Source organism: Gemmatimonadota bacterium (genome assembly GCA_026705765.1).
Taxonomy (GTDB): domain Bacteria; phylum Latescibacterota; class UBA2968; order UBA2968; family UBA2968; genus VXRD01.
Genome location: JAPPAB010000076.1, coordinates 70,135 through 82,774 on the forward strand (window position 1 = coordinate 70,135; position 12,640 = coordinate 82,774).

7 protein-coding genes and 1 pseudogene are annotated in these 12,640 nt (G+C 50.3%); all 8 read left to right on the top strand.

The annotated features are described in order from the left end of the window. Positions 1 to 7 precede the first annotated feature (7 nt). The gene (locus OXH16_10025) at positions 8 to 2,152 is read left to right on the top strand and encodes a caspase family protein (GenBank protein MCY3681726.1); all 2,145 of its coding nucleotides are present in this window, start codon (positions 8 to 10) and stop codon (positions 2,150 to 2,152) included. Continuing rightward, positions 2,149 to 6,891: a caspase family protein gene (locus tag OXH16_10030; GenBank protein MCY3681727.1), complete on the top strand. Its 4,743-nt coding sequence runs from the start codon at positions 2,149 to 2,151 to the stop codon at positions 6,889 to 6,891. Before OXH16_10025 ends, OXH16_10030 begins: the two co-directional genes overlap by 4 nt. A 101-nt stretch (positions 6,892 to 6,992) precedes the next feature. Further along, complete coding sequence (locus tag OXH16_10035) at positions 6,993 to 7,307, top strand: transposase (GenBank protein ID MCY3681728.1); 315 nt, start codon at positions 6,993 to 6,995, stop codon at positions 7,305 to 7,307. Between the two features lie 62 nt (positions 7,308 to 7,369). Next, positions 7,370 to 7,572: pseudogene (locus OXH16_10040) on the top strand (DDE-type integrase/transposase/recombinase). Positions 7,573 to 7,748: 176 nt separating this feature from the next. Further along, positions 7,749 to 8,186, top strand: coding sequence for a CHAT domain-containing protein (locus tag OXH16_10045; protein MCY3681729.1), 438 nt, complete (start codon positions 7,749 to 7,751; stop codon positions 8,184 to 8,186). 279 nt (positions 8,187 to 8,465) lie between these two features. After that, entirely contained in the window at positions 8,466 to 9,290 is an 825-nt protein-coding gene (locus tag OXH16_10050) for a formylglycine-generating enzyme family protein (protein ID MCY3681730.1), read from the top strand. Between the two features lie 130 nt (positions 9,291 to 9,420). Then, positions 9,421 to 10,968: an ATP-binding protein gene (locus tag OXH16_10055; GenBank protein ID MCY3681731.1), complete on the top strand. Its 1,548-nt coding sequence runs from the start codon at positions 9,421 to 9,423 to the stop codon at positions 10,966 to 10,968. Between the two features lie 215 nt (positions 10,969 to 11,183). Beyond that, positions 11,184 to 12,635: a sulfatase-like hydrolase/transferase gene (locus OXH16_10060; protein MCY3681732.1), complete on the top strand. Its 1,452-nt coding sequence runs from the start codon at positions 11,184 to 11,186 to the stop codon at positions 12,633 to 12,635. Positions 12,636 to 12,640: the final 5 nt, after the last annotated feature.

Genomic DNA, 12,640 nt, shown 5'->3' on the forward strand with positions numbered 1-12,640 from the left:
GTAAATCATGCGGAAATTATTCCTTATTGCGTTATGCGTGCTGGCATTGGCCGTAATATCGGAAGACAGTCAAGCGAAAGAAAGGTACGCAGTGTTAGTTGGCGTCAGCCGATATCAGTATCTCGACAAATCATTGCAGCTAAACGGACCGCCAAAAGACGTACAACTCCTGCGCGAGTATCTGACGAATGTGGAAGGATTTCCAGACGATCGTGTCATCTGTCTCATCGACAACGGGAATACGGATAAGGAAGCTGAACCAAAGTATGCCGATATTCGCGCAGCACTTAAGAATCTGCAAGACAAGCTGACTACTGGCGACTTCGCGTTGCTTTACTTTTCTGGACATGGCTCTCAACAGCCTGACCAACCTGACTCAGATGAAGAAAGCGACGGATATGACGAGATATTTCTTCCCGCCAATGTAAAGGGCTGGAATAAAGGCAAACAGGCTGTCGAAAATGCTATTATTGACGACGAAATCGGCGAATTCATCAGCGCATATCGTAGTAAAGGTGTCGATGTCTGGGTGATTTTCGATAGCTGTAGTTCGGGGACTATGACTCGTGGTGTTGGCGATGAATCGACGCGTACCCGGAAGGTTTCTCCTGAGGATCTCGGTATTCTCGATGAGTCAGGTGATAAGCGAGCGCTACGAAGCAAGGGACACGGAGACGCTGACACATCTGCTTTCACAGATAGCTCTACTGATTCCTCAGAGTCCAATCTCGGAGCACTTATTCAATTTTTTGCAGCGCGCGCAGATGAGGAGACTATAGAGAGACTCCTACCTCGTGGTGCGAAGGTCTCAGAACAAGATACACTGGGCCTATTCACCCATAGTCTCGTAAGTGTCCTATCTCGTTTTCCCGACGTAAGTTACGATGCACTTGCACAGATGATCATTGCCGAGTACGCATCAAGTTCATATACCAGAAGCAGACCACAATTCTATGGAACCAACATGGATCAGAGAGTGTTCGGTGGAGAATCGATACACAATCTGGCGTTTCGCGCCACACTCGATACCGAATCAAAGCTACTCACTGCCGAACAGGCTGGCAAGTTGCGAGGCTTTGATAAAGGCGCAATAGTGAGCATTCACCCCAATGCAGCCGATACGAGTATGATCGGAACCGGCGTTGTGACCAAAGCAACGCTTACTGAGTCAACGATAGATCCAGATTGGAAAGAAGGTGCTACCATACCTAAGTACGATTGGCAACCTGTTCACATTCGCCTTGTACAACCAGCATATACGCCAACAGTTCGAATTTCTGAGGTCGAGACAATCCGCGACGCTGATAATCGCCGTCTGCGCGACATAATCGACGCACTTGAGAAAGACAACATACCTCTCGTTGAATTTAGTGCCTTCGATCCTGATGCGGATTATTTCGCAGCGTTTTTCGACGATAGGTTCTGGCTGTTACGACCGGATCAGACCTTACCCTGCTCAGTGCAGGTGATTACGGAAGAACAGCGTCTTAAATGTGAACGTGAACGACGTGAACGCACTCGGATTCCTGAACCGTTATTTTGGAGCGCACCTGATGATGCACATACACTCGTTTCGCGTGCCGCCAGAGCACGTAATCTGGTCAAACTACAATCGTTCTCCAATGTGCCATCTTCATTGAAGTTGAAGGTTGAGATTGAAAGAAATGCCAGACGCTTTTCCTTAACTGAACAAAAAGGATTATTGAAGGCAGGTGACAAGGTGTACGTTAGTGCCAGCAATGAAAGTCAGGATGCATGGGATATCTTCTTCTTCTACGTAGATAGCAACCTCGGTATCACGCCAATGCAAGACTATGGTAAATCAGCGCGAGTACAATCCAAAAAAAGAATCGATATAGAGGTTGGAACGGTTAATGACCGAACAGTGGGAGCAGAGAGCCTCGTGATCATTGCAGATCCAGCTCGAGATGGAAAACAGGCTAACTACCACTTTCTTGCTCAGAAAGGCTATGAGAAGATCGCTCTTCGTGGCAAAGGCAATCGCCAATCATCACAGAAGTCACCACTACAGTTAATCATGGAGGGCATATGGGAGGGAGATAAAAATGCATCGTCACGCGGTATAGACGCAGCCCAGAACAAAGGATCACAAGCGCACGTTAAGGTATTTACGTGGAGAGTCGAACGATGAACCTGACTACATTCTGCAAAACAGCCTCATTAGTCTTTATTCTTACTATCATTTGCGAAAGCGGATATTTGACGGCACAGACACGCGAGCCAAACATCCGAATTGATTCAAGTATAGTTGGCGGTGGATTAGATGATCTCCTATTTTCAGTCGAAGGCGATTTTCTGTTCTTAGTTTTTGACGATTCTTTCGAAGATGTCATATGGCGTTATGATCTTAATCAGCGTCGATTTGATTCGCATATACTCATCCCTCGCGCGGATACGTACACGATCAATTCTGACGGTACAAAATTTGCGTACGTTGATTATGAAACACGTGATGTGCAGGTGATCAGCTTTGAATCGGGCGATGTCTTGCATACCTTACCCTATCCTGCCGCATCTGAAGATAACCTGTCTCTGTATGATCCTCGGATTATGTTTTCTGGTGATGCCTCTAACCTCTTTTTGTTTCATTCCTGGTATAGTACAAACACATTGTATGTTGCAGACATTACTTCCAACGTATGGCGCGTGCTTCCAATAAAAGAAGATCATATAAAGAACTACGCATTATCTAGCAATGGACGAGTGGCGTTTACAATAGAAGATTGGAATACACCGGGTTTTGTATATTTTAAAGTACTGTCTGAAGTGCAAACATTGGACGAGGCCAAGATATTCACTACCTCTGTAAGAATCTTTGATAAACATACGGATGACCGCAATAGTGACAGTATAGACAACTTCTCATTTTCAAGCGATGGTACTAAGATCCTTCTGAGGGAGAAAAAAAAGGATAATGTTGATGTGTGGCATTTACTGGATTCAGAGACACTGACAACACTGGGGAAATCATGGGTTTCACCAATTGGCGGATGGCTCACGATAGAGACAAAAAAACACGCCGAGGTCGATGCTGGATGGCTAGGCAACCGCCCTATCGCGCTTTACAAATCGCTTGGTGGTTCTGCTGGATTCACCATATTTGATGTGGGGGAACAGAGTGTGTTGTTCTCCCAGTCCGGCATTTATCCCGAAAATATAGCGTTTAGCTCGATGGCAGGACATTTGGCATTCGGGAACAGTAGAACAGGCGTTATTGAGGTTTACCTGGGTGGGACACCAAAAGAAAAAACCGAACACCTGGCTCCTCGTCTTGTTCCGCAAATCCAGCATAATGGCCCTCTGGATGGATTGACAATTTCAGGAGATAGTCGTGGCGTGGCGATGGCCGGCTCTGATGACTGGATATCACTATGGGATTGCACCTCGGGTCACATGTTTCGGCGTCTGTCATGCGACAACATATCAATAGAATCTGTGGCGTTGTCGCAGAATGGGCTGCAGTTGATGATCAACTACTACCACGTGAGTGAGATATGGGACGTCACAAGCGGCGAACTGCGGCAAAGGATAAGTAACACCTTTAATGGTGGACCAGGGGATGATCTAATATTCGGCACTTTTCTCGGTGATGACACACATGCCTTGATATGTAGCAGACTTAGCGGATGCAGGGTGGTGGAATCTTTCTCGGAAAACAAATCTGATACAAAGCTGCAAATAGACTACAATGAAGACTACGGCTGTAGTGCGGTTTCATTAGCGCCAGATGAAAGGTCCATAGCACTGGAATGTTGGCACCGCACTAAGGATATTAAGGGTATTGGATGGATGAATTTGAACGCTGACGGTCATATGCAATTCATTGAGATCCCTATCCCTGAGGGTACTTGGGTGACCACAGTCGCAGCACTGGAAAACGCGCGCGTCGTCGCTGGTCTATCCAACGGCGATATTCTGCTGATTGACGCCGCGAAAGAGAAAATTGTAAAAACCCTACGGACGCGAATTCTCGATATCGGTCCGATCATCCATCTAGACAATGAACGTTTTGCAATCGCTTCGAGTGGAAAGAAAAAATATTTTGTTTCTTCTCCGGATAACCGCCCACCAGAAATACTGATTATTTCCTCGAAAGATCTTTCGGTATTACAGCGTTTACCCTGGGGCCCATTGACAGACGATGTGGGCATTCCCGGTACCGAGCGACTGGCTGCAAGTGATGATGGCCGCTGGCTGGTTTCAGCATCAGGACCAAAGCAGCGTTCTTTGGGGCAACCATTGGTACAGGTATGGGATACTGCCATCTCGCAAAACACTGAAACCCTCACATCGAAGGTCATCCCTGTAACCCGAGTCGAGTTCGATATCGAAGGCAACTATTTGCTGGCTGACAGCCATGAATATGCCACTCTTTGGCATATAAAGAGCGGACAAATAATGCGCCAATTTCGTCATCTCTACTCCGAAGAATTAAGCAAATTTGCGACGCTGGACGATAACACATTAGTCTATCTGTCGTCTGACGGATTATCAGTAAAGTCGTGGTCCCCCAATACCGGATTGCGCGACCACACGGTCCTCGATTCAACATACATTAGTCCAAACCCAAGCGGTCTTAGTACCGACGGATCACGCATCGCTTTGTCCAGGAATCATCTTGGGCTTGTTCTACTTTCTTTAGAAGAACGCCACGAAAATCAGACGAGGCGTATTGACCGCAGTTTCCTGGAAGAATTTTACTTATTTGCTGATCGGATTCTGTTAAATCTCGGCCAAAGTGCCATTGAGGCTATTGATGCATCGACTGCCGAATCAATCTGGTTGCGTGACGACATCAATAGCATTTACAACGGAACGATTATGTTCACTGCGGATAGTACAGGTGTCATCCTCAAGACTGTAAAAGAAGGAAATATGAGCCTGCTCGTCCTTGAGGCGGAGACAGGTAAGACGCGCTTTAGCCGGCCAATCCCTCTAAAACGTTATGTGCCAGTTTACAGTGAGGTAGGTGCCCAAGGTTTATTGGGTTCCCAAGGTTTATTGCACTCTTTCGAAGGGGGGATAGAACGTCTCTCTCTAAATGACGGCACGGTCATTGATACTCTGAATATTGTCACAGGTATACCTAAATATGCTGTAGCTGACCGGGAGGGCAAATATCTGGTGCTCACATATTCTGATAAGGTCGTACTATGGTATAATAACTATAAGAAATTTGAGCTTATTGAGGGAGTTTCAGCTTATCAAGTTGTGGGAGTTTCTCATTCTAATACATATAAAATAGAGAGCGTCGCGTTTTCCTCTGATGGCCGTCTTTTGGCAATTGCTGAGACAGACGGTACTGTCAGTCTATGGGACGTTTCCCTTGGTCCGAATAATCTGCGTTTCATAGCACGACTCATAACATTCGTTAATGGTGATTGGGCTGTTGTAGCACCAGATGGACGCTACGACGCGAGCGATCCCGCTGATCTCGACGGTCTCGTCTGGGTGATGCCCGATGCGCCCACCAAACCAGTGCCGCTTACGATCTTTTACCGAGAGTATTACGAACCAGGACTCTTGCCACGCCTGCTGGCAGGCGAGGAGTTCCCGCCTATTCCCTCAATCGGGAGTCTGAACCGTACACAACCACAAGTAGCAATCGTCGGCATCGAATCCGCAGGAACCAATCGCGTGAACGTCTCAGTTGAAGTAAAAGAATCCGGGACCGAAGGCGTGCAAGATCTCAAACTGTTCCGCGACGGTCGTCTGGTCGGGCTGAATGATCTCGCTGAACGCCCTCCAGACCTGGATCAGGGTGATGCCTGGCAAGTGACCTTCCAAAATATCGAACTATCGACGTCTGGTTCAGATACCATTGCATTTTCGGCATACGCCTTCAATGATGACGGCATAAAGTCCGAAACGCATAGATTGCCCTTCACACGACCATCTGTAGAACCCAATCCGCGACGGGCTTTCGTGATCGCCGTTGGTGTGAATGCCTATCAGAATCAGAGTTGGGACCTGCGCTACGCGGCTGAAGACGCCCGGGCAACAAGAGATATTATCGCTCGCTACATTGAGGCGTCAGACGAATTCGAGGAAGTCCACACTGTGTCGCTGATTACCGATCGCGACGGATCGGGTGCTATCACCGGTATTGCAACGCGTGAGGCCCTTCTCACTGTGCTGGATGCGTTGGCAGGCGAAACTATCGACCCTGATTTGCTCCATCTGATCCCAGGTGCAACATCGTTGAGTAAAGCAGGCCCCGACGATCTCGTCTATCTCGCCTTCTCTGGTCACGGACTGTCGGGAGATAATGGTCTGTTTCACTTGTTCCTGTCAGACATCGGAGAGGGTGAGAAACGCGAAGTGAACAGTGCACTACTCTCCCGCACGCTCGACAGCGACCTCCTCGCCCGTCATCTCCGCCAAGTAGATGCTGGCGACTTTGTGATGATTGTGGATGCGTGCAATTCGGCTGCAAGTGTCGAAGGTGGCGGTTTCAAGCCGGGACCGATGGGTAGCCGTGGATTGGGACAACTCGCCTATGATAAGGCCATGCGCGTGCTTGCTGCGAGTCAGGCCGAAGCAGTTGCACTGGAAAGTGAACGTCTCAGGCATGGTCTGCTGACTTTTGCAATGCTACATGAGGGATTGGCCGGTGGAGCAGCCGACCGCGCACCAACAGACAGCACCATCGTATTCTCGGAACTATTGAATTATGGCGTGGATCGCGTGCCTTTGCTGTATGAAGATATCCGCAGTGGTAATTTCACTCCGCAAGGACGTGGTCTGACAGCGGCGTTTACCCCAAATGGTCAGGTTACTGCGCCGACTTCTACACAGCGTCCAAGCCTGTTTGATTTCAGCCGCACTGAACGGGAGTTGCGGCTGCCAGTGCTGAATCAAGTCGATTGAGAACTGTCTCGCTGTTGAAGCCTAAAAAATATGAGAAGGATGGCCCTGGGCTTGACCTGTTTTGGTGGGTACCTTATCAGTAATCAGAAAGGAGACCCACTATGCCACCGACACGTCCACCTTATCCAGCCGAGTTGAAGCACCAGATCGTCGAGCTTGTGCGCGCTGGTCGCAGTCCTTCTGAATTGGCCAAAGAGTTTGAGCCAACCGCTCAGACGATCCAAAACTGGGTCCATCAGGCTGATCGAGATGAGAGCCTTCGAGGAGACGGCCTGAAGAGCGATGAGCGCGAAGAGTTGCGTCGTCTTCGGCGCGAGAACAAGCAGTTGCGCATCGAGCGCGAGATCCTGTCAAAAGCAGCGGCCTGGTTCGCAGCGGAGACCAACGCGATCCCAAGAAAATCTTCGCGTTCGTGAAAGCGCACCGGGAGAGAAAGGCTCCCGATCTGGTAAAACGCGACTTCACGGTGCCAACGGTCAATAAACTCTGGGTGGCTGACATCACCTATGTACCTACTTGGTCTGGCTTCTTGTATCTATCTGTTGTCATAGATGCCTTCTCCCGCCGCGTCGTGGGCTGGGCAAGGCCACACACTTACAAAGCGAGTTGGTCTTGTCAGCTTTAAATATGGCGCTTTACCAGCGCCGTCTCGAAGATGTGATTCACCACTCTGACCAGGGGCACAATATACCTCCATGGCATTTGGAAAGCGTTGTCAGGAAGCCATCAGTTCAGACACCCGCGCAAGGCTCCCCTACTCAGCTCGGTACTGGCTATGGTAACGAAGCTCTGCTCGTGCAAGGGATAGATCCCGGCTTGCTGTCAGGCGTGGTCTTGAGTGGGCGAATCAGCCCCCACTGGCACAGCAGGACGACGGCATCTTGACAGCCACTGAAATTGCTATGTTGCCGCTGACTGAGGTGGACCTGGTGGTACTTTCGGCGTGTGAGACAGGATTGGGTGAGACCGCCGGAGGCGAAGGCTTATTGGATGTGCAGCGGGCCTTTCAGGTAGCTGGGGTGCGTTCGACTGTAGCCAGCCTGTGGAAAGTCCCGGACGAAGAGACGCGGCTATTGATGGAACGCTTTTACCGTAATCTTTGGGAAGAGCAGATGGCGGGATTGGAAGCCCTGCGTGAAGCACAATTATGGATGCTGAAGAATACAGAAGGTCTGAAGTCTTCGGATGAGATGCGTGACATGGAAGACGTAGATGACTTCACTACCTTCTCCCTGATCAGCAGGACCTCGCCATTCTACTGGGCAGCGTTTCAGTTGAGTGGGGACTGGCGATGAATGGCTTAGTTAACTTCTTTATCTCGCAGTCTCCTCATGATGATAGCGAATAGTGGGAGAAAGTGATTACTTCAGCCTTCCCTGGCAGACCTCAGAGCCCTGAACAAGCGCATTGCTGCCAGCGGCGCATGCTTTGAGTAAAACCCGAAATACCAAAGAATTTGCTCAAATTATAACCGATGCTCAAATTGCCGCTGCCCAGGTCCGAGCACGCGAATGGTCTAATCGTAAAAAGTAGAGATATAAAAAATTGCAGAAACAAAATAGGAGGGATGAACAATGTTCCGTCAATGTATTTGTATAGGTGTATTGATTCTTATGAGCATGCCCCTCAAGTCACAACAGGACAACGGGGATATTGAGCCTTTACCTGGTGAGACTTTCCAAGATTGTGATGAATGTCCAGAGATGGTGGTGGTGCCATCGGGATCGTTTACGATGGGGGCTCCGAGTGGAGAATATGGCCGCGGTGATTCTGAGGGCCCTCGTCATCTCGTGATTATAGATTATCCTCTTGCTGTGGGTGTATATGAGGTGACATTTTCTGAGTGGGACGCGTGCGTGTCAGATGGCGGCTGTGGCGGGTATGTTCCAGATGACGACGGGTGGGGACGTGGGAATCGTCCGGTGATCTTCGTGAGTTGGAATAACGCGCAGTCTTATGTACGCTGGTTGTCTGGCAAGACGGGTCATAATTATGGTTTGTTGAGTGAGTCAGAATGGGAGTATGTGGCGCGGGCGGGAACGGAAACGCGATATAGTTGGGGCAACGAGATAGGTCACAACCGCGCCAATTGCGATGGTTGTGGTAGTCGTTGGGATGATGATAGGACAGCCCCAGTGGGCAGTTTCAGCGCGAATGGTTGGGGCGTTTACGATATGCACGGGAATGTATGGGAGTGGGTTCAGGACTGTTGGAATGATAGCTATGTTGGTGCCCCAGTAGATGGTTCTTCGTGGGAGTCTGGGGACTGCTGTAAGCGCGTGAGGCGTGGTGGTTCGGGGGACTTCAGTCCGAGGTGGTTGCGCTCTGCGATTCGCTCCTGGGATCCCCCCGACTACCGGAACGACGACTTCGGTTTTCGGGTTGCCCGGCGATTTTAACTCTTGCCTCCTTACCTCTTTACCTCTTGTCAAGAATGCCGTTGCAAACCCCTGTTTTTTCGAGTAAATTGCAGATAGTTACAAAAAGGTCATTTATCATGAGGGGTTCAACAGACAAAGGTGTACCATAATGACCAGATGCAGACTGCCCATCGGCATTCAGACCTTCCGCAAAATTCGGGAGGAGAACTTTTACTATGTCGATAAAACGGCCCACATACGGCGACTGATGGACGAGGGTACGCACTATTTTTTATCGCGTCCGAGACGCTTTGGCAAAAGCCTATTTCTGGACACGCTGAAAGAACTGTTTGAGGGCAATGAACCGCTGTTTGAAGGACTTCATATCCACGGCCACTATGACTGGTCTATTCGCTATCCTGTACTGTGCCTCGACTTTGGCAGGGGCAATTTCAAAGAAGCGGGCTACCTGCAGGCGAATGTGATGGAACAACTCGCAGCCATAGAACGTCGGGCGAAAATCGTTTCCGAATACACCACAGCCCCCGGACGCTTCGCATCTATTTTGGAAATCCTTCACGAAAAAGCAGGACAACGCGTTGTCGTTCTGGTTGATGAATACGACAAGCCGATACTCGATGCTCTGGAAGAACCGGAGATTGCGCGCGACAACCGCGACTTTCTACGGGGTCTGTATGCCACGATCAAGTCCAATGATGCCTATATCAAGTTCACATTTCTCACCGGCGTCAGCAAGTTTTCCAAGGTGCATCTGTTCTCTGGTCTCAACAATCTGAAGGATATCACGCTGGATGCGCGCTACTCGGCTATCTGTGGCTATACCGAAGAGGACCTCGATACAGTATTCGCCCCCGAACTGCCGGGTCTGGATCGGGATGAGATCCGCGACTGGTATAACGGCTATAGCTGGCTGGGTGAGGAGAAGGTGTACAACCCCTTCGACATCCTTCTGCTCTTCGACAAGCGCACCTTCGGCACGTATTGGTTTGAGACAGGTACGCCTACCTTCCTCATTGAAACCCTGTTCAAACGTCAGGTCAGTTCCCTGAAACTCGACGACATGATCGGCAGTAGCGACTTGCTATCAACTTTCGATGTGGATGAAATTGCGACCGAGGCCCTGTTATTTCAAACTGGGTATTTGACCATTACCAGTGAGGAAAATCTCGGCGGCACGTCATTCTATCGGTTGGGTTATCCCAATCGGGAAGTACGCGAGAGCCTCAACCGAAGCCTGTTGCGCTATCTGGTGAAAGACCCGTCGCGGCAGATGGAGAACAGCGTGCAACTCTACCGCCTGCTGGAAGCCAATGACTTTGCCAGTCTCGAGACCTTATTCCACGCCTTCTTCGCCAGTATTCCTTATGAGTGGTACACCAACAACGATATCGCCAATTTTGAAGGCTACTATGCCAGCGTGTTCTATTCCTATTTCGCTGGCCTGGGTCTCAATATCACAGTAGAAGATAGCAGCAGCCAAGGGCGTGTGGATATGGCTGTTCATTTCAACGATAACATCTACCTATTCGAGTTCAAGGTGGTAGAGTTGGCGTCCGATGGTGCCGCAATGGCGCAATTGCAGGCAAAGGGATATGCGGACAAATATCGGGGTCTGGATCAGCCGATTCACCTGATCGGGGTAGAGTTCAGTAAGAACACCCGCAACATAACGGCCTTTGAAGTTGTACGTGCGTGATTTGCCATCTATAAGATATAAATATTGCCCGGCGCTTTTAACTTTTGTGGGAATACGAACACACCGTAAAGAAGTATTGCAAGCCAATGGCCTGCTCTGAATAATACAGAGTAGGCCATTTTTATTTTATTTGACCAACAGAAATACTTTGCCATACCTGTTTCCCCGTCCTATCTTGTCCCGTCCCTGAATTCACCCTTATTCCGGAGCACCTTATGGCTCGCAACCTCCTTTTAATCACCACCGATCAACAGCGCTGGGACAGCCTCCCCTGTTACGGCCTCGACTTTATGCAAACTCCCAACCTCGACCGCCTTGCACGCGAAGGCATGGTATTTGACCACTGCATTGTCCCCTCCCCCGTATGCGTACCTTGCCGCGCGTCCATCATGAGCGGGCAGTACCCCAGCGTAACCGGCGTACTCGGCAATGGCAACTGGCTACCCGATCACGTGCCGACATGGCCGCGCATCATTTCGCAGACCGGACGGCGCACCGCAGCCATCGGCAAAATGCACTTTCACCCCTGGGATTCGCTCCAGGGCTTTGACGAACGCATCATGGCCGAAGACAAACGGCATATTTTCCTGCCCGACCATCACGTACAATTTCTCGCTGCACACGGCCTCGACCGACCGCACCCCACCACATTGCCGGGATATTACGAAAATCTGGGCGCATCCATCACACCACACGAACGCAAATTTCACGTCGATGGCTTTGTCGGCGATCAGGCAGCCGAATGGCTCCAACAAAACGGGAGCGATCCCTTTGCCGCATGGGTCAGCTTTCCCGGACCCCACGACCCCTACGATCCCCCCGAAGACATGGCCCGTATGTATGCCGACGCGCCCATACCCGAACCCGTCGGTTCCCCAGAAGAACTCGCCGACAAACCACCCGCCCAAAGAGACCGCGGTCGCGGCAGCCTGTCCAACTCCATGTTCCGCCTGGACTATTCAAAAGCCACGCCAGAACACTACCGCAAATGGCGTGAGCACTACTACGCGAACATCAGCCTGATAGACGAAGGCATTGGCAAAATCATCGCCGCGCTCGAAGCTCATGGCGTACTCGACGACACCCTCATCATCTTCACCAGCGATCACGGCGACGCATTAGGCGATCACGGCCTGCCCTTCAAAGGCTTCTTTTACGACAGCATGTCTCGCGTTCCCCTCATCATGCGCGGTCCCGATATCCCCGCCCATCAGCGCGCACCGGGCCTCGTCAGCATCATCGATCTCGTACCGCTCTTTTATCACGCCTGCGATGCCGAAGCACCTAATATACTTCAAGGCGAAGACATTCGCCCGCTATTCAAAGACCCCACCGCGACCATCCGACAGGCTGCATTTTGCGAAATCGGTGGTCGCGCTATGGTGAGAACCGAACGCTACAAATACGCGCACTACGCCGATGGATCTGCCGAACTCTACGACCTCGAAAACGATCCCGACGAAATTGTCAACCGCACGGGCGACGCGCAACTCTCCCATATTGAAAACGACCTCAAATCCCGCTTGCTCGAACACTGGATCGACAACCAGAAACACCAATCAAACTATGTCTCTGCCCCACAATACTGGGTGCGAGAAGCTCTTGAAGCCGATTACAAAAAACAACAGGAAGAAGGCGGCGACCTGCGTTACAGACCGCTGTATTGAAAGGA